Below are 23,198 nucleotides of genomic sequence, written 5' to 3'. Positions count from 1 at the left end.
TGGGCTCTGGCTTTGTCGCGAGACGGCTGCCGCCGCGTCGGGATTGGCCTCTCTCAATACGTCGCGCGGCCGCCCGTCAGGTCGAATGTGAAGCCCGTCGTGAAGCTGCAGGCGGGGCTTGCGATCCAGGCGACCATCTCGGCCACCTCTTCGATCCGGAGGAACCTGGCCATCGGGATCTTTGCGCGAATGGTCGCGATGAATTCGGGCGTCATCTCCTGGAGGAGCTCGGTCTCGGCCATGGTCGGCGCGATGCAGTTCACCAGGACGCCCGACGTGGCGAGCTCCTTGGCGAGAGATTTGCTGAACGCGATGACGCCGCCCTTTGCTGCGGCGTAAGCGCTGCCTCCGGGGTTGCCTTCCTTGCCAGCGATCGATGCCACATTGATGATCCGGCCATATCCCCTTTCACGCATATGGGGGACGGCGCTCCGGCAGCCATGAAAGACGCCGTTGAGATCAATCGCCAGTACCCTCTGCCACGCTTCAATCGGGTAGTCCGACACCGTGTGGATAGGGCCGTTGATTCCGGCGTTGTTCACCAGAATCTCGACCTGGCCAGCCTTGGCGACGACTTCGGTAAAGGCGACATCGACAGCCGCAGCATCCGAAACATCGACCTTCTGCTTCAGGATAGGGGCAAACCCGGCATTGTCTTCATCGAAGCTGCTGAAATTGACGTCCCACAGCGCCACGCGGCAGCCGGCGACGGCCAATCTCTGGGCGATGCCCAGACCCAAGCCTCGCGCACCGCCGGTCACGATGGCCGTTTGGCCGGCGAGATCTGTCAGATTGCCGGAGATGGACATACGCTTTCGTTCTCGCTTTGCCGGTTTTAAGCATAGACACAGTTGATCGATCACGAACGCACTGCTCGCGGTCGCGAAATTCGACTCGGCTGAAAACTGTGCTGCGAGCAAACGCAGCTTCGTGTTCCTCCATTCAACTTCAGGCGCCTCTTCTTAAATTGGAAGCGCTTCCATATTGGTTATGTCGGGTAGATGAGGGTGTCAATCGTAAAGTTTGGGCTTGGCCGCGATCGTCGGCTGAAATAGGAATCAGCTTCGGCAGATGTCCGTGGGAGAGTTCCGTGCGCGTAAAGATCGCCGATGTTGCAAGATTGGCGAATGTTGGTGCCGGCACAGTTTCGCGCGTCCTCAACGGCTCCAGGAACGTCTCGCCGGAGACCCGCGAGAAGGTCGAGGCCTGCATCCGCGAGTTAGGCTACATGCCCAACCTCGTCGCCCGTGGGTTGGCTGCAAACAGGACCGGTATGATCAGCGCGATCATTCCAGCCATCGGTTACACCCAGCACGCCGAGGTCATGCAGGGTCTTAGTGACGTGCTGCATGAGAACGGCATCCAGCTGATGATCGGCCACTGCGGCTACTCGATCGAGCGCGAAGAGCAGATCGTGACCGACTTTCTGGAGCGACGGCCAGACGCGTTCTATCTCACGGGAGCCTGGCATACCCCGCAGACGCGACGCTTGATCGAGGCCAGCGGTCTTCCGGTGGTTGAGTGTTCGAACCTGACCGATAACCCGATTGATTCCGTCGTCGGTTACGACAACTACGAAGGCGCACGGCAGATGGTGCATCTGCTTCACAGTCGTGGGCACCGACGTATGGCCATTGTCACCAACGCCGTCGATCCCAACGACCGCATGGCGGATCGTCTCAAGGGCTATCTGGCTGCGTCGCGCGAACTTGGTCTGGACATGGACGGCCTCGTCTTCCGCTACCAGAATAGCTTTCTGGGTGGGGGCGAGGCTGTCGGTCGTGCTTTAAGTCTGTCGAAGCCGATCGACCTGCTTGTCTGTTCCACCGACGTAATGGCTGTCGGTGCCATCTTCGAATGCCAAAGGCGCGGCGTGTCGATGCCGGATCGGCTTGCGATCTGTGGCTTTGACGATCTACCAATCGCCACGTCGATCAACCCTGCGCTGACGACCGTGAGCGTCGATCGGGTTGAGATGGGCAGGCAGGCTGGACAGGTGCTGCTGCAGAGGCTCGCTGGCGAAGCTGCACCTCACAAAAAGATCGATGTTGGGTTCGCACTTCGTGAGCGCCAAAGCACTTATCCTGCGTCCACAGACGACAAGAGCTCGACTACTATCGCGGTAGAGCCCGTAACGTTGATCTAAGCAGAGTAAAAGACAGGTACGTCGGGCGTTGTCACGTTAACCGCGGGCGGGCGCGAAGAGGCGCATTTGGCCCGGCGACAGGCTCAGGCAGCAACACTGGCTATGGCTTTCCAGTGCGACATGGCGTCGAGACGATGCAGATGGATGGCCAGGGCGGAGCGACGGGAGCGGGGCGGGACGAGAAGGTTACGGACGGCGGAGAAGATCGCGACGAACCGCTGCAAGCCTCCTGGGATCGAAAGCCCTGCATCATGCACTCCGCGCTTTCGGAGTGGCAGGTGTGAGCTCTCGGCGCGGTTGTTGAGGCCCTTGTGGCACGGCGGTGACAAGACCATCCAATGAAGCGCCGTCGTTTGTGCTGGCTCGGGCGGCGCAAAAAATCCATTTGGATCGGCTGATCCCCTTTGGGGCAGGGCGTCCGAACGCACTGAATAGAAATGCATGATGCATATTTGGTTGCTAGGATTGGTTGGCTCGCGCGAGATTGAAGCGATACATGTGCGGCCGCGCAGGTGAAGGCCCGCAATTTTGACAGGCAAGCCATATTGTGCATGATGCACAATATGGCGCCACATAACCAGGCACTTAGAAATATGGATGTCGGTAACCACCGCCCGCGGCGATAAAACGAAGTTTGGGGAAGAAATGGCCAATCGCAGCTGGACCGCGCCGGGCGCGGAAAGCGCCTCTTTCGCAGGCCGTCGTCCGCGCGACAAGCGTGGGCCCCGATACTGTAATTCGAAGTGACCGGACCCGCGTGCTCGGCCCGGCCGATGCGAGCCTTTCCACGCGTTGCATGCGCTCGACGGCGATTGATCACCTGCTCCCATCGGCCGTGACAGGTGAACCTAAACGATCTCGCGCTCCTCAAAATGCCTTATGGAGTTTCCCATGCGACTACATTTTCGCGACGCGCTGACGGGTGTGGCACTGGCTGTGTCTACGTTGGCCTCTTCCATAAGTGTTGGTCAAACGTTCGATCCGGTGAAGCCGATTACGATCATTGTGCCTTACTCAGCGGGGGCAGCCTCCGATATTCTCGCCCGAAGGCTCGCCGAGGGCATGGGGAAGTCGTTCAAGAATTCCATCGTAGTCGAGAACACCGTCGGCGCCGGCGGCGTAGTTGGCTCGCTCCGTGCCCAGAAGGCCCCGGCAGACGGTCACACCCTGATCATCGGGACGCAGGGGACTCACATGATGAACAAATACATCTATAAGAGCCTCAAATATGATCCGGACAAGGACTTCACTCCCATTGTGAACCTCGTGTCGTTTCCTAATCTCATCTTGGTTTCGAAATCGCTGAACGTGAAAACGATCGCCGAATTTGTCGCGTTGGCCAAGAAGCGCACGGCCGAGAAGCGGCCGCTGACTTACGGTTCAGGCGGCATCGGCTCCTCCTCACATCTTTCTGCCGAACTGCTGAAACTCGAAGCGGGCATTGACCTCGTCCACGTGCCCTACAAGGCGATCACCGATACGACGTCGGACATCCTCGGCGGACGCCTTGATGTCATCTTCGGCAGCATCGGCACGTTCGCGCCCTTCGCCGAGAAGGGCGAACTGGTCGCTCTCGCCGTCACCTCGCCGGCGCGTTCGGCGATCCTGCCGCAGGTTCCCACCGTCGCCGAGAAGGGCTATCCGCGCTCGGAGTTCGCGGTCTGGCTCGGCCTGTTCGCGCCGGCCGGCACACCGCCCGCGACCGTCGAAAAACTGCGGGATGCTGCCGTTCAGGCGATGACGACGCCGGTCATGCGGGCGAGCTTCGCGGCCGAGGGGACCGACATCCAGGCCGATGCCAAGAGCGGGTTCAAGGAGTTCATCCAGGCCGACGGCCAGAAGTGGGAGCCTGTAATCCGCAAGCTGGGCATCGCGCTCGAGTGACGCCGCATGGCGCCGGCTTCCCGGCCGGCGCGAGCGCCCCTTCTTGGGAGGCCATGAACGCGGGCTGCTGGGCCGAATTTACGCGCCGCGATAGACGATGTAGCCGAGCCACAGCACGAAAAGCCCGAAGCTGACATACCAGACGCAGTAATAGAGACGCATCAGCGCCGCATCGTTCCCGAGCGCGGCTTCGAAATCCGCCGCCTGCGTGGCGGCCCGATCGAGCGGTTTCAGCATCGCATCCTCCCAAGATGCCGGCGTCTGATTTTCTGATGTCCGGCAGCCAAGGCTGTCGGGCAGCGCCGTTGCACCGCGGTGTCGATTATGCACAATGCATATCGATGATAAAGGGCCTTAAGTGAGCCTGGGGCCGCTAATAGGCGGCGCAGACGCAGGAAGAGACAGACGATGACCAGCATGCTTCTCGTGATGGACATGATCAACGACCTGGTGCATCCCGACGGCCCCAACGCGAAGACCTATGTCGCCTGCGGCAATGCCAAGGGCCTGTATCACGGCACCATCAAGGCGATTGCCAAGGCCCGGGCGGCCGGCGTCCCGGTCGGCTATGTCCGGGTCGGTTTCTCGCCCGATTACCGCGAATGCCCGCCGGGCTCGCCAGTGTTCTCGCGCGCGAAGGAACTCGGGCTCTTCAAGCTCGGCACCTGGGGCACGGAGGTCTACGACCAGTTTGCACCTCAGCCGGGCGATTTCGACATCGTCAAGCACCGCGTCAGCCCGTTCTACGGCACTAATCTCGAACCCATCCTGCGCGCCAACGCGATCCAGCATCTGGTCCTGTGCGGGGTTTCGACAAACGGCGTGATCCAGGCTGCGGTGCGCGAAGGCCATGATCGCGACTATGCCTGCACGCTGATCGAGGATTGTTGTTGCGGTGCCACCGAGGACGAGCACAATTTTGCGCTGGCCGGCTTGAAGCGTTACGCTGCCATCACGGATTCCGAGGCCCTGGCGTTTTGAACATCTCTCGCCGCGATTGCAGGAAACGTGACAGACAACCGCTTGTCCATTAAGGGCAAAGTCGATGCGTTTCCCAAGATTTCCGCGCGACCGGCCTTCGGGCGCGCTGCACATGGCCGGACCCGATGGATTACCGTACCAAGGAAGAGCAGGTCGCCGATTTCCTTAGGGAAGGCATTCTGTCCGGCCAGTTCCCTCGCGGCGCCAGGCTGAAACAGCTCGAAATCGCCGAGATGCTGAAGACCAGCATTACGCCGGTGCGCGAGGCCCTCAAGCTGCTGGAAGCGGAGGGCTATATCACCGGCGGTTCATACAAGGGGGCGACCGTCGTCCCTTTCGATGTTTCCGGATCGTCCGAGATTCTGAACCTGCGGGTTTTGCTGGAAGCGCAACTGGTTCGCGGCGCCGTCGACAAGCTGCAGACCGAGGACATCGACAAGCTGCGCAGCCTTGCCGCCGAATTCGAAGCGGCGGCGAAAGCCGGCGACAGTTCGGCCGCGCGCGCGATCAATTACCGCTTCCATCGCCGAATCTACGATATCGCCGAAATGCCGCAGACCATGCATTTCGTCCAGATCCTCTGGGCGCGCTATCCGTTCGACCTGATCAACCGGATCGGCGGGCGCGCGGAGCGCGCCGCCCTGGAACATGCAGAACTCCTCAACCAGATGATCGCAGGCGATGTGACGGGCGCGACGCTGACCACGCGTCGCCACATCGAGAGCGGCTGGGCCGAGTTGCGCGCCGCGCTTTGACGTAAGAGACGGCAGGCGCGACATCGTAGCCGGCTGGCGACGCAAAACCGGTTTTCCCCGGCGTTTCTCCTGAAACGACTCTCTGCCCGAGGGCCAAGGATGGCCACGCCGCGCCTGAGCCGTACGCATCGCCGTCATATGCATTGTGCATTGTACATTAAAGCGAACTACGCTAGCCTCCTCGTCAACAATCAATAATCAGGGGAGGATGACATGAGCTACCTCAAGACGCTTGCCGCTTCCGCGGCGCTTGCCTTCGCCGCCTCGATCGGACCAGGCGCTGCGCAGGAGGTGTCGCCTGGCATCGACATGGCGACAAAGACCGTCACCGTCGGGGCCTTCACCCCGGTGACCGGCCCGGTGCCGTTCTACGCAATCTTGACACGCGCCGCAGAATCGTTCTTCCGCAACCTCAACGAGAATGGCGGCATCAAGGGCTGGAAGGTGAATTACGTCACCTTCGACGATGGCTACGAGCCCGCCCGCAGCGTGGCGGTGACCAAGCGCCTGGTCGAGGAAGCGAAAGTCTTCGCGCTCGCCGCCCCGGTTGGCACGGCGACGACGGTCGCGGTCATTCCCTATGCAAAGGAAGTCGGGCTGCCGGTCATCGGCCCGATCGGCGGGGCAAGCGCCTTCTTCTCGGAAAAGATGCTCTTTCCGCTGCTGCCGGACTATGGCTGGTCGGCCGCCTCGAACGCCGAATACGCGATCAATGATCTCAAGCTGAAGCGCGTGGCGCTGCTATGGGAGAACGACGAGCTCGGCCGGTCGGCCAAGCGCGGCTTCGATCGCTTCATGGCCGACAGGAAGCTCGAGATCGCCGAGTCCGTGCCGTTCGAAGTCAAGACGACAGACTTCACGCCGCATATCCGCCGGCTTGCCAATGCGAATGTCGATGGCGTCATCCTCTTCGGCTCGAACGCCAATCTGGCTGCCGCCCTCAAGACGGCTGACCGCAACGGGTTGAAGGCGACCTGGTTCGCGCCGTTCTTCACCGCCGACCCCTCAACGCAGAAGCTCGCCGGCGAATTGCTGGACGGCGTGTACTTCTCATCCTGGCTGCTGCCGGTCTCCGGCGACACGCCCCAGGTCAAGGCCTATCGCGACTCGATCAAGAAGTATTACCCGAACGACCCGGTGGGCGTGTTCGGTCTGAACGGCTGGAGCAATGCGGCCCTGTTCGCCGCGGGCTTCGAGAAGCTGCTCGACGGCGGCAAGCCATTGACGCGCGAGAACCTCGTCGCCGCGCTCGATACGCTGACTGATGCCGATGTCGGCGGCTCTCGCAAGGTCAGCTTCAAGCCCGGCGACCACCGCGGCACGCGCCAGGAAGCGATCATCCGCGCCAAGAATGGCGGCTTCGAGCTCGTGCGCGATTTTCGCCCCTATCCCGCCGTCGTCTTCGACGCCAAGGCCGAATAACCTCGCCTTCAGGCGAGGATGCATGGGCCGGACGGGCCGGCCCCAGGAGTCAAGATTTATGTCGAATGCTCATTTGAGCGGGGCCGCGCGCCTCGATGGCCAGATCGCGCTCGTGACCGGCGCAGCAGGCGGTATCGGCAGCGCCACCGTCACGGCCCTGGCGGAGGCAGGGGCAACGGTGATCGCGACCGATCTCGCCGATGGCGCCCGGGAGTGGCCCGCCGGGGCGCATTTCCGGCGCTGCGACGTTACCTCGTCCGACGATACCGGCGCCGTCATCGATGCTGTCATCGCCGAGCATGGCCGCATCGACATCCTGATCCTGTGCGCCGGCACGATCTCGCATGCCTCCCTCGGCGACTCCACGGATGAGGAGTGGCGCTCGATCCTCGACGTCAACCTGTTCGGCGTGGTCAATCCCGTGCGCAAGCTGTTCCCGATCATGGCGGAGCAGGGTTATGGTAAGATGGTCGCGCTCGGATCGGTCGCGGCCAAGATCGGCGGCGTCGCTTCCGGACCGTCCTATGTCGCCGCGAAATCGGCCGTGCACGGGTTGATGAAGTGGGTGGCGAAGGCCGGAGCCGCGAAGGGCGTCTACGCCAACATCGTCGCGCCCGGCCCCGTCGAGACGCCGATGTGGTCAAAAGTGACGCAACGGGCAGCGCCGTCCGCCCATGGCAGCGTCCCGCTCGGTCGATACGGCCAGCCGGAGGACATCGCCCAATCCATCCTCTTTCTGGCCTCGCCGGCGTCGAACTGGATCACCGGGACGGTGCTCGACGTCAATGGCGGCATGTTGATGGATTGATGACGATGAGCGCGCATCCCACCATTGGCTTCATCGGCCTCGGCGTCATGGGCGGTCCGATGTGTCGGAATATGGCGACCAAGCATCCAGGCCGCCTCGTCGCCAGCGACATCCACAAGGCGAGCTTCGACGAGGCGCTGGCCGGAACCAGGGCGGAATGGGCAGCTTCCACCGCTGCCGTTGCCGGCCAGGCCGACATCATCTTCCTATCCCTGCCCGGCGGAAAGCAGGTCCGGCAGGTCTGCGTCGGTGAGGGCGGTATCGCCGCCCATGCGAAACGCGGCACCATCGTGGTGGATCTCAGCACGACCGCCGTCGCCGAGGCCCGCGAGATCGCCGAGGCGCTCGCTGGCTTCGGCATCGACTTCGCCGACGCTCCCGTCGCCCGGACGCGCGAGGCCGCCCGCAAGGGCGCGCTCAGCGTCATGGTCGGTGCGCCCAACGCGCTGTTCGAGCAGGTTCGACCGCTGATCGATTATATCGCGACCGACATCACCCATGGCGGTGATGTCGGGACAGGGCAGGTCCTCAAGCTCGTGAACAACATGCTGGTGTTCGAGCACGTCGTGGCGCTCGCCGAGATGATCGTCGTCGCCGAGCGGGCCGGGGTCGCACCCGAGGTCATGCTGGACGCGGTCTCGAAAGGCTCGGGCGACAGCTTCGTGCTGCGCAATCACGGCCGCAACGCCATGTTGCCGCGGAGTTTCCCCGACAAGGCCTTCCCGCCCGAATATGTGCTCAAGGACATCGGCTACATGCTGGAACTGGCGCGCGAGGCCGGTGTCGACGCACGCCTCGCCGAATTGACCCGGCGCTACTATGCCGCCTCGGCCGCCGGCGGCGGCAGCGGCCGCTACTTCCCAGCGGTGATCGAACTGATCGAAGCCGGCAGAGCCTTTCCTGCTGCGCCCGCCGATGCCGCCGTGGGTATGATGTGATGGGCGGGCTTTCCGCCATGCTCGGGGATCTGACGTCGCTCGCCTGGGCCGGGCTCGTCGCGGGCTGCCTCTACGCGCTCGGCGCGCTGGGCCTCGTGATGATCTTCAAATGCTCGCGCGTGGTCAATTTTTCGCACGGCAACGTGGCAGGCCTCGCAGCCTTCCTGGTCTATGGCTTTTCGACCGGCTCGCTGCTCAGCCTGTCCTGGGGATCGGCCGTCCTGCTCGCGCTCGTCGTCATCATCACCTTCGCGGCGCTGACCTATGCGCTGATCGCGCCGCTGGTGTTCGAATCGGACCTCACCAGCACGATCGCGACGCTGGGAGTCGGGCTGATCGCGCAAGGCCTGATCCAGCTCGTCTTCGGGGCTGACATCGTCAATCTCGACCTGCCGATTCCGCGCTGGCACATGGTCGTGCTGGGCCAGCGCATCACGGCCTATGATGTGACGATCATCGCCGCGACGCTCGTCATCGTCGCCGGGCTGTTCCTGATCATAGACCGCACGCGGCTCGGCATCGCCTTTCGGGCTGTCTCGGCCAATCCCTTCGCCGCACAGATCTGCGGTCTGAACCTGCGCTCGGTCCATCTCTTCGCCTGGATGGTCTCGGCCGCGCTCGGGGTCACTGCCGCTCTCCTGATCGTCCCGACGACGTTCCTGAGCTCGACGACCGTTTCGTCCTTCATGCTGCAGGCCTTCGCCGCCGCTGTGGTCGGAGGCTTCAGCAGCCTGCCCGGCACCGTGCTGGGGGGCATCCTGGTCGGCGTTCTGGTTAATCTCTTCACGTTCTACGTCTCGCCCGAGTTCAGCAACACCTTCCTACTCGGCCTGATCCTGCTGACGCTGAACCTGTTCCCCAACGGACTTCTCGAAAAGGCGATCGGCTCCCGTGTCTGACGAAGCCCTCCCTGCCACCGCCCAGCGCGCGCCGCGCAGCGGCATCGACGTCGCGCGCGCCTGGCCCGCGCTTGCGACCGCCGCGCTCGCCATCGTGCTCGTCGCGCTGCCGCTCGGTCTCCAGGGGTTCTGGCTGTACAGCCTCGGCGTCTGCTTCGCGAACGCGCTCGGCGTGCTCGCGGTGACCGTCCTGGTGCGTTATGGCGGCGAGGTTTCGATCGGGCACAGCTTCTTCGTCGCCGCCGGCGCTTACGTCGTCGCGATCGCGGACCGGTGGTACGGAATCTCCGCGCTGATCAGCCTCTTGCCCGCCATCGCCTGTGGCGTGTTGCTGGGGATCGCATTTGCCTATCCGTCGCGGCGGCTTTCGGGAATCTATCTGGCGGTCACGACGATGGCGCTGGCATTGGCCCTGCCGGAGCTGATCCTGCAGGCCGGCCCGTGGACCGGGGGCTTCGAGGGCCTTTACGTCTCCGCGAACCTGCTCCCGGGCGCGCCGAAGCCGCTCCAACAGTACTATTTCGCGCTGGCCGTTCTGGTGGTCGCCACGGCCCTGGTCGCGAGGTTGCGTAATTCGCGTCAGGGCCTGTCGCTCCTGACGGCGCGTTCGCACCCCGCCGCCGCCGAGGCCTTCGGCACGCGGCGCGACTGGGCGCGGCTGGTGGTGATGGGCATCAGCGGCGGCCTCGCCGCGGCGTCGGGCGCGGCGCTGGCGTTCACGAGCTCGACGGTCTCGCCAAACAGCTTCACGCTCTGGTCTTCGATCTTTATGCTCGTCGGCTCCGTGGTGAGCGTCTATGGACTCAGCCTCCCAAGGGCCCTCATTGGCGGCGCCTTCATTACGCTCGTACCGCAATTGCTTGCCGGCTCAGGAAACTGGATTCCGATCTTCTACGGCCTCGCGCTGCTCGGTTTCATCCTCGCCGGCCACTATCTGCCGCGCTGGCGTGTGGCCATGGGGCGCGCGTCATGAACCCGCAGGCGGCGGCGCGACTGGAAGCGCGCGATCTCTCCCTCAGCTTCGGCGGCGTCTCGGTCCTCAAGGGGCTTGAGGCGGTCTTCGAAGCAGGCCAGGTGACGGGCCTGATCGGCCCCAACGGCGCCGGAAAGACCAGCTTCTTCAACTGCCTCGCCGGACTCTATCGCCCCCAGACGGGCAGCATCCAGTACGGCGACGTAGATCTCCGCGCCTTGCGGACGACTGAGCGGGCCCATCACGGTATGGCGCGAAGCTTCCAGCATGTCGCCCTTTGCCCTGACCTCACCGCGATCGAGAACGTGATGTTCGGCCTGGCACGACGCGGCCGCAGCGGCTGGGCCGGGGCGCTGCTCGGCCTGCCCTCCGCCCGAAGAGAGGAGGGCGAGGCGCACCATGCCGCCACTGAGGCGCTGCGGCGCCTCGGCATCGCCGACGCGGCTGACCTGCTTCCGGCCCAGTTATCGCCGGGTGTGCTCCGGCTGGTCGAGATCGCCCGGGCGATCGTCGGCTCGCCGCGCATCCTGCTGCTGGACGAGCCGGCTGCCGGCCTCAATGCGGCCGAGACGCGGGAACTGACCCGCGCGCTGCGGCAATTGATGACGCCGAACCTCGTGATGGTCGTCGTCGAGCACGACATGGATCTGATCATGGCGATCTGCGACCGGATCTATGTGCTCAACTTCGGGCAGTTGATTGCTCACGGCACGCCCGACGAGATCCAGCGCGATCCCGAGGTCGCCCGCATCTATCTCGGAGCCGACGATGAGTGACCTGCTCGATGTCGCCGGCCTCACGGCGCGCTATGGCCGCTATGTCGCGGTCAGCGACGTCGCGCTCGGCGTGCGCACCGGCGCCGTCGCGGCTTTGCTAGGGGCCAATGGCGCAGGCAAGTCGACGACACTGAAAGCGATCGCAGGGCTCGTGCCCGCACAGGGCTCGGTGAAATTCGACGGCGAGGAGATCGGCCACCTCAACACCCAGCAGCGGGTCAGGCGCGGCATTGTCTACGTGCCCGAGGGCCGGCAGATCGTGGCGCCGCTCAGCGTCGGCGAGAATCTCACGCTCGGTGGCTATCATGTTGATGCGGCTACCTGCGCGCGACGCCAGGCGATGGTGCTCGAGCTGTTTCCCGAGATCGCCAACCGCGTCGACGGCCCTGCCTGGATGCTCAGCGGCGGCGAACAGCAGATGCTCGCGATCGGCCGCGCGCTGATGGCGGGTCCGCGTCTCCTGCTGCTGGACGAGCCGTCGCTCGGCCTCGCCCCCCTGCTGGTGAAGCGGGTGTTTGAGCGGCTGGAGGTCGTGCGCAGTCAGACCGAGCTTTCGGTGGTGCTGGTCGAGCAGAACTTCAGGATGAGCGTGCAGCTCGCCGAGGAGGTCTATTTCATGCGCGGCGGCAAGATCATGAACCGACAGGCGGCGAGCGAGCTGCGCAGCCTGGCCGCGCGGCAGGATGCGATCAACAGCTATCTCGGCCCGGCCCAGCCGGTGGAATAGCCGGGGAGAATGGCGCCTCCGATTTCGCATGACATCAAACGCATTGTGCCTGATGCATTTATATTCAAGAGGCTATGCCATGCATGACACCGCCGAGCCGGCGCCCTTCGAGCTCTACGCCATCCGCTACGCCACCAACAGCAAGCGCCGGCGCGGGCAGAACTTCATTCTCGAGGCGCGCCCGGACGATCCGTTGACGCTGGATTTCTATAGCTGGGTTGCCATCGGGCCGGCGGGGACATTCGTGATCGACACCGGTATGGCGCAGGCCAAGGCCGAGAAGTACGGCCATGAATTCCTGCATTGCCCTATCAAAAGCCTTCGTGAACTGGGCGTCGATCCGGCTGCGCAAACCCGGCTCGTCATCACCCATCTGCACTATGACCACATCGGCAATATCGACGCGTTCCCGGCGGCAGTACTGGAGCTCCAGAAGGTCGAGATGGACTATGTCGTCAGTCCGTTCATGCAGAAGTCGTGGTGCCGAAGAGCCTATGAAACCGATGAAATTGGTCGCTTCATAGAGCTTCTGCACCGCGACCGCCTCGTCCTGCACGGCTCTGACAAGGAGATCGCTCCAGGGCTTTCAGTGCATCTGGTCGGCGGGCATTGCGCCGGCCAGGAAATTGTCCGGGTTTGGACAAGGCGCGGCTGGATCGTCCTCGCCTCCGATGCCCTGCACTACTACGAGGAGTTCGAGCGGGGCGTGCCTTTCGCCGTGGCCTACAGCCTCGCGGAGATGGTGACGGCGCATGATCGCATTCGCGAACTGGCCGATTCAGACGCCCATGTCGTCGCCAGTCACGATCCCAGGGTGATGGAGCTTTATCCGGCGGCCTCGCCGGCGCTGGCCGGCCGGGTCGTCCGGCTGGATTAGCACGACGGTCATCGTGCGGCGCGGCGCTGGATCCTGCGGCCGCCCATTGACGCCTGCAAATATAAATGCATTGTGCATTCTTAGAGTTTGCGATGCGTCGGCCGACGGGTGCCGGGCGCCATCCTCAACACCGGATGCAAAGCGGCCTCTCAGGCCGGCCAATTCAAAAAGGAATATGCCATGAGCGCCGTTGAAGCCTTGAAGCCGAACGCAAGCGTCGGAGATGCTCCGGCCGAGGGCATGATCACCGACGCGTCGGTCGCTGAAGCGCGCAAGATGATCGGGCTGCAGCTACGCCCGGAAGGGCCCTATCTGCAGGACGCGACGGCCGACACGCTGCGCAATTTCTGCAACGGCATCGGCGATCTCAATCCGATCTTCCGCGAGGCCGACTATGGCAGCAACAGCCGCTACGGCACGCAGCTCGGCCATCCGATGTTCCCGATGGCGTTCGGCTGGGTCGGCCGCACGCGCTGGGGCCTGCCCGGCGTCCACGGCTTCTATGCCGGCAATGACTGGGAGCTCTTCCGCCACATCCGGCCGGGCGACCGGATCAACGCGATCGAGCGCGTCGTCGGCGTCGAGGAAAAGGAGAGCAAGTTCTCCGGCCGGCTGGTGCTGCAATATGTCGAGGCATCCTACAGCAACCAGCATGGCGAGCTGATCGCTCGTGCTTTGGGAACCTGCACGCGTCACGAGCGCAAGGCGTCGCGCGACGCCGGCAAGTACAAGGACATCGTCACCTACGAATACACGCCCGAGGAGTTCCAGCAGCTCGACCAGGCGATCATGGACGAGGAAAAGAACATCCGCGGCAGCAATGTCCGCTATTGGGAGGATGTCGTCGAGGGCGAGTTGCTGCCCCCCATCGTGCGCGGTCCGCTCTCGCTGATGGACACCATGGGCTTCCTCGTCGGCTGCGGACGCGGCCATACCCATGGCGTCGTCTTCAAGGCGGCGATGAAGCATCCAGGCCATTTCTTCCGCAACCCGGAAGCAGGCGGCGGCATCGAGTACACCGGGATCGGACATCATCGCGAGTCCGTCGCGAAGGAGGTCGGCGTTCCCGGCACCTATGATTACGGCCCGCAGCGCTCGTCGTGGATGTGCAGCCTCGTGACCAATTGGATGGGCGACGCCGGCATCCTCAAGCGCGTTCGCACCGAAATGCGCCGCTTCAACACCATGGGCGATTCGACCTGGTGCAAGGGCAAGGTCGCACGGAAATACATCAAGGACGGGCACGCCCTCGTCGATCTGGAGATCTGGGGCGAGAACCAGCGCGGCGAACTCACGACGCCCGGCCTTGCGACCGTGATCCTTCCGGCGCGCGACGTGAACATCCGCGTCGCCTTCGACGGATCCGGGCTCGATCTCGATCTTCCGGTCGTTCGTTAAGAAGGCGTCGCCCGTGCCCATGAACGTCAGCCAGAAGCCACTCGCGGGAATTCGCGTGGTCGAGCTCTCCCAGGGCGTTGCGGCCGCGTATTGCGGACGGATGCTGGCGGTTCTGGGCGCGGAGGTGACGCTGCTCGAACCTGCCGGGGGGCATCGCCTGCGCGCGGAGCCTCCGTTCCTGCCTGGCACCCAAGGGACCAGCGCTCTCTTCGCTTACTTGGCGGCAGGCAAGCACAGCTTCATTTTCGAGGCTGAAGCAGGACTAGGCGCAGTTCCCGATGAACTGCTCCAGGATGCGCACATCCTCGTGCATGACACGCCGGTCTCGGAGGCCTGGGCGCAGGCTCTCGACAGCGAGACGCTGGCGAAACGGTTTCCTGGGCTGATCAATCTTTCCGTCCTGCCCTTCGGCGCATATGGCCCCAAGGCCGATTGGCGGGCCGAGGAAATCAATGCGATCCATGCGGCCGGAGAGGGCTTCCTGCTTCCGAACGGGTTGTCGATCGAGCTGTTCCCGGATCGCCCGCCGCTGAAGATCTACGGCCATTTCGCCGCCATGCAGGCCGGCGTCGCTGCCGCGCTCGGCGCTCTCTCGGCCCTGTGGATCGGCAAGGGGCAGGCGGTGGACGTTTCCGTGCAGGATGCCGCCCTGGCCGTCGGCTGCTTTGCGATCCAGCGGCTCGGCGACGGCTCGGTAGAGCATCGCGCCGAGCGATCCTTCAAATATGGCGGCGTGCTGGAATGCCGTGACGGCTTCGTCGAAGTGCTGACGCTGGAAGAACGCCAGTGGCGGGCCATGGTTGAGCTGATGGACAGGCCAGCCTGGGCCACCGATGGAACCCTGGACGATCCGCTGGAGCGCAGCCGTCGCGGCACCGAGCTCAACGCCCATATCCGGGCCTGGGCGCGCGGCTACGAGGTCGCCGAACTTGTCGGACGGGCGCAGGCGCTCGGCGTACCGATGGCGCGCTACAACACGCCCGCCGATGTGCTGAACGACCCGCATGAGCGCGCTCGCGGGCTGTTCCAGAGCGTCGAGATCGATGGAGCCGGCCCAACTCCGATGCTCGTGTCGCCATTTCATTTTGGCGGCGCTCCGCTTCGACTGTTCGGAGGGCCGCCGACGCTGGGCGATGCCGCTGGCCTGCCCTCGCAGGACGCCATCCCATGGGCGAGGGCCGCACGATGAAACCGCTCGCCGGCATCCGCATCGCGGACTTCACCGTTCATGCGGCGGGCCCGTTCTGCACGCATATGCTGTCGCAGCTCGGCGCCGAATGCATCAAGATCGAGAGCGCGCTGCGCCCCGACATCTTCCGCAAGCCGCATCCGGTCTATGGCCGCAACGGCCCGGCGAGTTTCGACCAGGTCGCGTCGAACAAGCTGTCGATCCGCATCAACCTCAAGCAACCCGAGGGCGTCGCCCTGGCCAAGCGCCTGGTCGGGGCGTCCGATGTCGCCGCCGAAAGCTTCCGGCCCGGCGTGATGAAGCGGCTCGGTCTGTCCTACCAGGACCTTCGGAAGGTCAAGCCGGACATCGTCATGGTCTCCGTTTCATCGTCGGGCCAATCGGGGCCGGATTCGCATTTCGCGGGCTACGCGCCCCTCTTCGGCGCCTGGGGCGGGCTTGGCTATCTCACCGGGTATGCCGACGGACCGCCGGTCGAGATGCGGCATGTGATGGACCATTCCGTTGGCCTTAACGCTGCGATGGCGACGGTCGCCGCGCTGCTGCAGCGCAGGCGAACCGGCGAGGGCACCTATGTCGATGTCGCCGCCCGCGAAGTCGCGTCCGCTGCAATGGGAGAGGCCCTGCTGGAAGCCGCGTCCGGCGCGACGCCACGCCGAATGGGGAACAGTGACATGCGCATGTCGCCTCACGGCGTTTTTAAGACGCGCGATCCCGATCGTTGGCTGACCATCGCGATCGGCGACGACAGGCAATGGCTTGCACTTGCTGCGTTGATAGAGCAGGCGGGCCGATCCGTCGATCGGAGCTTCGCGGCAGCTTCTTACCGGCAAGCGCACTGCGCGCTGGTCGAGGAACTGGTCGCGGGCTGGACCGTCCGGCAGGACGCCGACGAAGCCGCAGGATTGCTGCAGAGCCAGGGCATCCCCGCCCATGTCTCGTGGACGACGCAGGACATCGCAGCCGACCCGCATCTGCGGGCGCGCAAGGCTATCATCGACGTCTCCGAGCCGGATGGCCGCAAGCGCGCGGCGATCGGCGTGCCGATCCGCTTCTCCGAAACCTCCGATGTCGGCATCTCCCGCGGCACGCCGCGCCTCGGAGAAGACGAGGAATACGTCTTCGGCGAGCTGCTCGGCATCGGCTCGGTGGAGCGCCAGCGCCTGGCCGACGCACAGATCATCTACTGAAACGGGCCCATCGCCATGCACAGCGCCTCTTCCACCGCCACCGCGGAGCCCGACTGGTCAAGTTGGGTCGGCAATCGCCAAACGCAGACGGATGTGATCGCTCCCCAGCGCGTGCACGACCTGGCGGCGACGCTAGGCCATCCCAATCCCACCAGGACGGCCTCGTTGCCGTCCGGCTGGCACTGGATCTTCTTCAACAGCTTCGTGCCTCGCGCCGAGGTCGGCGCCGACGGGCATCCCAATCGCGGCGGCTTTCTGCCGTCTGTGCCGCTGCCACGCCGCATGTGGGCCGGCGGACGGATCGATTATCTGGCGCCGCTGCCGCTCGGATGCGAGGCGACGAAAATCAGCGAGATCGTGCGGATCGAGAGCAAGTCGGGCCGCCGTGGCAACCTCGTCTTCGTAACCGTGCGCCACACGATCGGCTTCGGTTCCGAGAGCTGCATCGTCGAGGAACAGGACATCGTCTATCGCGAGGCCTCGCAGCCCGGCGCCCCGACGCCCGTTCCCGAGCCGGCGCCGACGACCGCGAGCTGGGGCTTCGACGTCGTCCCCGACCCGGTGCTGCTGTTTCGATACTCGGCGCTGACCTGCAACGGCCACCGCATCCACTACGATCGCAACTACGCCCGCGACGAGGAGGGCTATCGCGATCTCGTCGTGCACGGACCGCTGCTCGCGACCTTCCTGCAGGACCTCGCACGCTCGTCGCGGCCGGCCGCGCGCATGCGGCATTTCAGCTTCCGCGGCCTGGCCCCGGTCTTCGTCGACGGCACCTTTCACGTCGAGGCCAGGACCGGCGGGCAGGACAACGAGCTGGCGCTCTGGATACGCGACGCGGCCGGCGGCCAGGCCATGCAGGCGAACGCGGTGTTCGACTGAGTCCACGCCACTTTCCGCCCTTCCCATCAATTTATCAGCCCCTTCTCAGGGAATGTCGCATGAACCGCTCCATCCTCGCCGGAAAGACCGTCCTCGAGATCGGCTCGATGCTGGCGGCTCCGTTTGCGGCTCATATCCTCGCGCAGCTCGGCGCCGAGGTGATCAAGCTGGAGCCGCCCATCGGCGACCCGACCCGCAGCCTCGTCCGTGGCGGCCCGAGCGGCACCTATATCGCCTATAGCCGGGGCAAGCGCAGCCTTTGCCTCGACCTGGCCTCGGAGCACGGGCAGGAGGTGTTCCGCAGGCTCGTGCCGAAGGTCGACATCATCCTTCATAATCTCGCGCCCGGTTCGGCCCGGCGTCTCGGCATCACCTATGAGGATTGCGCGAAACTCAACCCCTCGATCGTGTTCTGCCACATCCGGGGCTATAACGACGGTCCGCAAGCCGACGACCTGGCGTCCAACCCCATCGCCGAAGCTGCGACGGGCGTGATGCACGAGCACCGGATCGATGGCCGCCCGACCCGGCTCGGCCCCTCCTATCACGACCAGTTTGCCGGCTGCTACGCGGTGATCGGCATTCTCGGCGCGCTCCTCGACCCCGAGACTGGTCCCAAGCACAAGAAGATCGAGGTGGGTCTCTATGAGGCGGGCCTGCATGTCGCGGCGCGCGACTTCGCCGGCATCCAGTTGAAGATGTACCTGACCGGCCGTCCGGACCCGGAACCCTCGGGGGAGTTCAGCATGCCCGGCTACGGCGCCTACCGGACCAGCGACGATCGCTGGATCTATCTGGTAATGTTGACCGATCGGCACTGGAATGACTTCTGGGCCGCAATGGGCGAGCCTGTCGATCCCGCCCTGGCGACCCTGCGCCAGCGCAAGAAGGCGCGCGAGCGCGTCGAGGCGCTGATGTGCGGTCTGGTCGAGCGCTGGACCTATGCGGATATCTCGGTGCGCCTCACTGCGGCCCGTTTCGGCTTCACGGAAGTCCTCGCGATGGACCGCGTCCTCAATACGCCCCAGGCGCGCCATGGCAACAAGCTCGCCCAGCTCGACTTCCAGGACTTCACCTTCGATCTGCCTGACCTGCCGTTCCAGACGGATGGCGAGAGCGCCACCGACCTGCCGCCGCCGCTGCTGGGCGAGCATACTGCGGCCATTCTGAGCTCGCTGGGTTTCAGCGATGGCGAATGCCGCGCCGCGATCGATTCTGGCGCCGCCCGGGTGCCGACCCCAGGCGTGCCGGTCTGGGCGCCGTTGCGGGCGCCTGCGGCGTGACCGCGATGAACAGCTCCCAGCGGCACAAGGCGTAGCGATGGTCAATGAACGCAGTCTCCTCTTCGTCCCCGGTGATCGTCCGGAGCGCTTCGGCAAGGCTTTGGCCGTCGGGGCCGATCGGGTCGTGATCGACCTAGAGGATGCCGTCCTTCCCGCGGCCAAGGACGGCGCCCGCGATCATATCGCGAACTGGCTCTCGCAGGCCGGATCGGCTGAGATCGCCATTCGCATCAACGGCACCGATACGAGCTGGAGCAGCGACGACCTGGCGCTGGCTGTCTCGTCACCGCGGGTGGCTGCGATCATGCTGCCGAAGGCCGAGAAGAAGGCCACAATCGAGGCCATCGCCGCGCGGCTTCGACGTGGCCAACGCCTGATCGCGCTTGTCGAGACGGCTGCGGGATATGTCGATCGCCTCGACATCGCGCGAGCGCGAGGCATCAGCCGGATCGCCTTCGGTTCGGTTGATTTCTGCGCGGAGACGGGAATCGGCTCGATGGGCGACGAGCTCAACGGCGTCCGGATGGAACTGGTGATTGCGAGCGCCGCCGCAGGCCTGCCCGCGCCGATCGAGGGCGTGACTCTCCAGGTCAAGGACGCCGTCATCCTGGCCGAGGATGTCGCAACAGCGCGACGGCTAGGTTTCGGTGGCAAACTCTGTATCCATCCTAGCCAGGTCGCCGCGGTGAATGACGGCTTCTCCCCGAGCGAGAACGAACTCGATTGGGCGCGCCGCGTCCTGGCGGCCGCCAGCACTCAGGGGGCCGTCGTTGTCGATGGCAGACTCGTGGATAAACCGGTGCTTGATCGCGCCAAGCGTCTGCTCGCGGCCGCAGTCTAGGTCAAAGGCTCGCCGTGCCGGCGACGTCGTCCAGTGCGGCTGGCGACCGCAGCAGTTTCCAGACACCGCTGGCCATGGCGACGATCCTGCCATCGACCAGCAAAGTGCCGCGCAGGAACATGATGCTCCGGGTCCGGCGGATCAGTTGTGGTTCGAGCATGACGACTTCGCCGATCTGAACCGAACTGACGAAATGGACATCGAGTTGCGCCGTGGCCTGCGCCTGGCCGCCGGTCGCGTGGCGCGCGTGCATGCCGAGCGCCCTGTCAGCATAAGCCATGAGAACGCCGCCTTGGACCACGCCGCGGCGGTTTTTATGTTTCTGCTCGGCTCGAAAGGCCAGGACGGGTCCTGTCTCCGTCATCTTCTCCCAAAATGGGCCAATCAGTTCAATGAACCCCTCATCCTGATGCGGCGCCCAGTCAGCATTAGGGAATTCGTCGCGACCCATTGTCTCTCGCTCCTCCGCACCGCGAAAAACCGGCGCGTCCTATCAAGGGTATGTTCTTGAAGACGATTCTTCACAGCCGGCGTCGACGCGCGAACTGGCGATGCACTTGGTCCGAATGCCGATTGCTGGCCTTTTGCTGGTCTGGGCGGAAGAGCGACCTTGATGGACAAGGTACCGGTTCTTGCCAGCATGTTAGACGCCCTCGCGGGGGATCAGATGCGGATGTTCCTATGCGAGGTCAAAGCGGGAGTTTTTCGGCGGCTGCCGAAGCAGCTGCTTCGCTTTCTTAGCACTTCGATGATCGCGGTAACAATGTACCGGTCGATGCAAATATGGCGCCCTGCCTACCAAGCGGCTCGATGGTCGCGCGGTCGCCACCACCACGTGTTCAATACTCACGACATGAGCGTTTCGTCGGACTATCTACGTGCCGCTTGCGAGCGGGCGGTGGCAAGGGAAGCTGCGCCGCGGCTAGCTCGCCGCGCCCTTGCCACCTTCGCTTTTCGCGGCGGCTGGGGATGGCCCCGCAATGCGCGGGAAAAGTAACCTGCACAGGAAGGCCGGCCGCTGAAGAGGCGGCCCGGGAGAGAACATGAAGAGGAATGAGGTTGAAGAGCTGAGGGACCGCGTTGCCTGTGGAGCCGTGCTGTCGTAGTCGATCTGGAATTTGCGGTTGGCCTTTGGCGGGATGCAGGGCGTGATCCCGCGTTCGATCAGAGCCTGGCGGAACCAGTCGGTGTCGTAGCCCTTGTCGCCGAGCAAGGTCTTGGCCTTGGGGAAGGCGTCGATCATGAGGGCGGCGCCCTTGTAATCGCTCACTGGCCCTCACTGAGCAGCATGATCAGCGGTCGCCACTGGCCATCACAGCGTGCAGCTTGGAGTTCAAGCCGCCCTTGGTGCGTCCGATACGTTGGGGAACAGCTCCCTTTTTGAGCAGGCTGGCCGCCGTCCGGTGAGCCTTGAGGTGAGTGGCGTCGATCATCAGCTGATCTGGCTTGCCGTCCGTGGCCGCCAGCGCGGCGAATATCTTGTTGAACACATCCAGCCGGCTCCAGCGGATGAAGCGCACCGGTTCGATACAGTCGGCGTCGAGCCGCTGCTCGACGAGATCGCGTCGGCGGCCTGATCGCCGATAAGGCTTGCGACAGCAACGCCATTGTTGCCGGGCTCGACGCACGCGGCGCAAGATCGTCATCTCGCAGCATTCACGGCGCGCCAAGCCGCTGCCGCTCGACCGGGACATCTACAAATGGCGTCATCTCATCGAGAACTTCTTCTGCAAGCTCAAGGAGCTCAAGCGCATCGCCATGCGTGCCGACAAAACCGACCAGAGCTTCTCCGCAATGATCTACCTGGCCGAGCCGTCATCAATTCACGATGAACCCCACAGGCCTCAGAGGGAGGTGCATGCGGTCCATATCTTTCGACGGTTTACACGCCCTTCCACCCGGGCCATCCTGTCGTAAAGGCGACAAGAAGCCGTCAGGGAGGTGTACCATGTGCCGAATCTTTTCGGCCCAGACTGCGGACCGCTATGCCTATCAGACGCGCTCGATCCGCCTTGGCGGGCATGCGACCTCGATCAGGCTCGAGGCAGCGTTTTGGGACATCCTCGAAGAGATCGCGCTGATGCAGGGGGTTACCCTCGGGCGCTTCCTGAGCAAGCTCCATGACGAGGTGTTGGAGTTCCAGGAGGAGACGATGAACTTCACCTCCCTGCTGCGCTGCGCCTGCCTGACCTATCTCTCCGACGTGCGCGGCCAGGAGGATGATTGTGAGCGGGTGAGGCGCGACGCGGTGCAGGATTTCCACACCGCCGCCGAGTAGGGGGAGAGACTCCTCTCACTCTTTCGAATTGTAGTAGTCCCATACTACCCGCGCCTTGCGGGACTCGCCTAAGCTCTCTCGACCTTAACGGAAAGGCCGAGAGCATTGCCTTCAGCGTCCGTCGACCGCTCGCCGCTTTGGTGTCGCGCGCCTGCCTGCCGACTGGCCGCCATCGCGGTGCTGGGATTTTGCGGCCTTGCGGCCCTTGCGCCCCTCGCCGCGCAGGACGCCGACGCGGCCAAGGCCAAAGCGCAGTTCCTGTCGAGCTGCGGCGTCTGCCACACCGCCGAGAAGGGCGGGGCCAATCGCCAAGGCCCAAACCTGCATGACGTCGTCGGGAAGCCGGCAGCTACTCGCGCCGATTTCAAGTTTTCCGAAGCGCTGAAGAGTTCCGGCTTCGTCTGGGACGAGGCGATGCTCGACCGCTGGATCGAGGATGCCGCCGCCGTGCGGCCGGGCACGATCATGGCCTATCGACAGCGCGACGCCGAGCGGCGCAGGCTCGTCATCGCCTATCTCAAATCCCTCTCCGAGCCGAAATAGGAGCCGCATGTGGCCAAAGCCATCCACATGATGATCCGCGTGCTCAACGAGGGGCGCTCGCTCGCCTTCTACGAGTCGGCGTTCGGCCTGAAGGTCGCCGATCGCCTCGCCTTCGACGACTTCACGCTGGTCTATCTGCGCAATGCCGAGGCGGATTTCGAGGTCGAGCTGACGATCAACCACGACCGAAAGGAGCCTTATGCGCTCGGCGATGGCTACGGCCACACCGCCTTCGCGGTGGAGGATCTCGACGCCGAGCATGCGCGGGTTGTCGCCGCCGGCCTCAACCCCAATCCGATCAAGGAGTTTCACCGCGACGGCGCGCTCCTCGCCCGGTTCTTCTTCATCCAGGACCCCGACGGCTACAAGATCGAGGTCCTTCAGAAATACGGCCGCTACCGCTAGCGC

Annotated in this window: 26 protein-coding genes and 1 pseudogene; 21 read left to right on the top strand and 6 right to left on the bottom strand. The window is 64.3% G+C overall.

Annotated elements, in window-relative coordinates:
- Positions 1–53: 53 nt before the first annotated feature.
- Positions 54–809, bottom strand: coding sequence for an SDR family NAD(P)-dependent oxidoreductase (locus AC1DYU_RS21145; protein ID WP_476793338.1), 756 nt, complete (start codon positions 807–809; stop codon positions 54–56).
- Positions 810–1,090: 281 nt separating this feature from the next.
- On the opposite strand from AC1DYU_RS21145, the gene AC1DYU_RS21140 reads away from it, so the two are divergent.
- On the top strand, positions 1,091–2,146 hold the full coding sequence (locus AC1DYU_RS21140; RefSeq protein ID WP_476793337.1) for a LacI family DNA-binding transcriptional regulator: 1,056 nt from the start codon (positions 1,091–1,093) through the stop codon (positions 2,144–2,146).
- A gap of 83 nt (positions 2,147–2,229) precedes the next feature.
- Here the strand turns inward: AC1DYU_RS21140 and AC1DYU_RS21135 are convergent.
- Positions 2,230–2,460: pseudogene (locus AC1DYU_RS21135) on the bottom strand (DDE-type integrase/transposase/recombinase); the annotation flags it as partial.
- Positions 2,461–3,037: 577 nt separating this feature from the next.
- Here AC1DYU_RS21135 and AC1DYU_RS21130 point away from each other — a divergent pair.
- Positions 3,038–4,030, top strand: a complete 993-nt coding sequence (locus AC1DYU_RS21130; RefSeq protein WP_476793336.1) for a Bug family tripartite tricarboxylate transporter substrate binding protein — start codon at positions 3,038–3,040, stop codon at positions 4,028–4,030.
- Positions 4,031–4,108: 78 nt separating this feature from the next.
- On the opposite strand, the gene AC1DYU_RS21125 is transcribed toward AC1DYU_RS21130, so the two are convergent.
- Positions 4,109–4,267, bottom strand: a complete 159-nt coding sequence (locus AC1DYU_RS21125; protein ID WP_476793335.1) for a hypothetical protein — start codon at positions 4,265–4,267, stop codon at positions 4,109–4,111.
- Between the two features lie 171 nt (positions 4,268–4,438).
- Between AC1DYU_RS21125 and AC1DYU_RS21120 the strand changes: the two genes are divergently transcribed.
- The 16 genes from AC1DYU_RS21120 (at position 4,439) to AC1DYU_RS21045 (ending at position 19,969) form a co-directional block, all read left to right on the top strand.
- Positions 4,439–5,011 (top strand): cysteine hydrolase family protein, encoded by a 573-nt coding sequence (locus AC1DYU_RS21120; protein WP_476793334.1) that lies wholly within the window; start codon positions 4,439–4,441, stop codon positions 5,009–5,011.
- Between the two features lie 125 nt (positions 5,012–5,136).
- The gene (locus AC1DYU_RS21115) at positions 5,137–5,766 is read left to right on the top strand and encodes a GntR family transcriptional regulator (protein ID WP_476793333.1); all 630 of its coding nucleotides are present in this window, start codon (positions 5,137–5,139) and stop codon (positions 5,764–5,766) included.
- A gap of 213 nt (positions 5,767–5,979) precedes the next feature.
- Positions 5,980–7,188: an ABC transporter substrate-binding protein gene (locus AC1DYU_RS21110; RefSeq protein ID WP_476793332.1), complete on the top strand. Its 1,209-nt coding sequence runs from the start codon at positions 5,980–5,982 to the stop codon at positions 7,186–7,188.
- Positions 7,189–7,246: 58 nt separating this feature from the next.
- On the top strand, positions 7,247–7,996 hold the full coding sequence (locus tag AC1DYU_RS21105) for an SDR family NAD(P)-dependent oxidoreductase (RefSeq protein WP_476793331.1): 750 nt from the start codon (positions 7,247–7,249) through the stop codon (positions 7,994–7,996).
- Positions 7,997–8,001: 5 nt separating this feature from the next.
- Complete coding sequence (locus tag AC1DYU_RS21100; RefSeq protein ID WP_476793330.1) at positions 8,002–8,934, top strand: NAD(P)-dependent oxidoreductase; 933 nt, start codon at positions 8,002–8,004, stop codon at positions 8,932–8,934.
- On the top strand, positions 8,934–9,833 hold the full coding sequence (locus AC1DYU_RS21095) for a branched-chain amino acid ABC transporter permease (RefSeq protein WP_476793329.1): 900 nt from the start codon (positions 8,934–8,936) through the stop codon (positions 9,831–9,833). The genes AC1DYU_RS21100 and AC1DYU_RS21095 overlap by 1 nt, the downstream gene beginning before the upstream one ends.
- The gene (locus tag AC1DYU_RS21090) at positions 9,826–10,806 is read left to right on the top strand and encodes a branched-chain amino acid ABC transporter permease (protein ID WP_476793328.1); all 981 of its coding nucleotides are present in this window, start codon (positions 9,826–9,828) and stop codon (positions 10,804–10,806) included. Before AC1DYU_RS21095 ends, AC1DYU_RS21090 begins: the two co-directional genes overlap by 8 nt.
- Positions 10,803–11,582 (top strand): ABC transporter ATP-binding protein, encoded by a 780-nt coding sequence (locus AC1DYU_RS21085; RefSeq protein WP_476793327.1) that lies wholly within the window; start codon positions 10,803–10,805, stop codon positions 11,580–11,582. The genes AC1DYU_RS21090 and AC1DYU_RS21085 overlap by 4 nt, the downstream gene beginning before the upstream one ends.
- A complete protein-coding gene (locus AC1DYU_RS21080) occupies positions 11,575–12,309 on the top strand; it encodes an ABC transporter ATP-binding protein (protein ID WP_476793326.1) in 735 nt (244 codons plus the stop codon). Before AC1DYU_RS21085 ends, AC1DYU_RS21080 begins: the two co-directional genes overlap by 8 nt.
- Positions 12,310–12,388: 79 nt before the next feature.
- The gene (locus AC1DYU_RS21075) at positions 12,389–13,186 is read left to right on the top strand and encodes an N-acyl homoserine lactonase family protein (protein WP_476793325.1); all 798 of its coding nucleotides are present in this window, start codon (positions 12,389–12,391) and stop codon (positions 13,184–13,186) included.
- A gap of 180 nt (positions 13,187–13,366) precedes the next feature.
- Entirely contained in the window at positions 13,367–14,584 is a 1,218-nt protein-coding gene (locus tag AC1DYU_RS21070; protein WP_476793324.1) for an FAS1-like dehydratase domain-containing protein, read from the top strand.
- 19 nt (positions 14,585–14,603) lie between these two features.
- Positions 14,604–15,773, top strand: a complete 1,170-nt coding sequence (locus AC1DYU_RS21065; RefSeq protein ID WP_476793369.1) for a CoA transferase — start codon at positions 14,604–14,606, stop codon at positions 15,771–15,773.
- On the top strand, positions 15,752–16,963 hold the full coding sequence (locus tag AC1DYU_RS21060) for a CaiB/BaiF CoA transferase family protein (protein ID WP_476793323.1): 1,212 nt from the start codon (positions 15,752–15,754) through the stop codon (positions 16,961–16,963). Before AC1DYU_RS21065 ends, AC1DYU_RS21060 begins: the two co-directional genes overlap by 22 nt.
- A gap of 93 nt (positions 16,964–17,056) precedes the next feature.
- Positions 17,057–17,845: an HTD2 family dehydratase gene (locus AC1DYU_RS21055; protein WP_476793322.1), complete on the top strand. Its 789-nt coding sequence runs from the start codon at positions 17,057–17,059 to the stop codon at positions 17,843–17,845.
- A 59-nt stretch (positions 17,846–17,904) separates the two neighbouring features.
- Positions 17,905–19,128, top strand: a complete 1,224-nt coding sequence (locus tag AC1DYU_RS21050; protein ID WP_476793321.1) for a CaiB/BaiF CoA transferase family protein — start codon at positions 17,905–17,907, stop codon at positions 19,126–19,128.
- Positions 19,034–19,969: an HpcH/HpaI aldolase/citrate lyase family protein gene (locus tag AC1DYU_RS21045; protein ID WP_476793320.1), complete on the top strand. Its 936-nt coding sequence runs from the start codon at positions 19,034–19,036 to the stop codon at positions 19,967–19,969. The genes AC1DYU_RS21050 and AC1DYU_RS21045 overlap by 95 nt, the downstream gene beginning before the upstream one ends.
- Position 19,970: 1 nt before the next feature.
- On the opposite strand, the gene AC1DYU_RS21040 is transcribed toward AC1DYU_RS21045, so the two are convergent.
- The 3 genes from AC1DYU_RS21040 to AC1DYU_RS21030 all read right to left on the bottom strand — a co-directional run bounded on the left by AC1DYU_RS21040 (position 19,971) and on the right by AC1DYU_RS21030 (position 21,615).
- Positions 19,971–20,420: a PaaI family thioesterase gene (locus tag AC1DYU_RS21040; RefSeq protein ID WP_476793319.1), complete on the bottom strand. Its 450-nt coding sequence runs from the start codon at positions 20,418–20,420 to the stop codon at positions 19,971–19,973.
- A gap of 471 nt (positions 20,421–20,891) precedes the next feature.
- Positions 20,892–21,239, bottom strand: coding sequence for a transposase (locus AC1DYU_RS21035; RefSeq protein WP_476793318.1), 348 nt, complete (start codon positions 21,237–21,239; stop codon positions 20,892–20,894).
- 22 nt (positions 21,240–21,261) lie between these two features.
- Positions 21,262–21,615, bottom strand: a complete 354-nt coding sequence (locus tag AC1DYU_RS21030; RefSeq protein WP_476793317.1) for a hypothetical protein — start codon at positions 21,613–21,615, stop codon at positions 21,262–21,264.
- Between the two features lie 302 nt (positions 21,616–21,917).
- Here AC1DYU_RS21030 and AC1DYU_RS21025 point away from each other — a divergent pair, with 302 nt between their 5' ends.
- The 3 genes from AC1DYU_RS21025 (at position 21,918) to AC1DYU_RS21015 (ending at position 23,195) form a co-directional block, all read left to right on the top strand.
- Positions 21,918–22,247, top strand: a complete 330-nt coding sequence (locus tag AC1DYU_RS21025) for a ribbon-helix-helix domain-containing protein (protein WP_476793316.1) — start codon at positions 21,918–21,920, stop codon at positions 22,245–22,247.
- Positions 22,248–22,352: 105 nt separating this feature from the next.
- Positions 22,353–22,790, top strand: coding sequence for a c-type cytochrome (locus AC1DYU_RS21020; protein ID WP_476793315.1), 438 nt, complete (start codon positions 22,353–22,355; stop codon positions 22,788–22,790).
- Positions 22,791–22,799: 9 nt separating this feature from the next.
- Complete coding sequence (locus AC1DYU_RS21015) at positions 22,800–23,195, top strand: VOC family protein (RefSeq protein WP_476793314.1); 396 nt, start codon at positions 22,800–22,802, stop codon at positions 23,193–23,195.
- Positions 23,196–23,198: the final 3 nt, after the last annotated feature.

It is taken from the genome of Allobosea sp. P2_B12 (assembly GCF_056404835.1).
The sequence above is the reverse complement of the archived record's forward strand: the minus strand, read 5'-3'. Positions and strand labels throughout refer to the sequence as shown.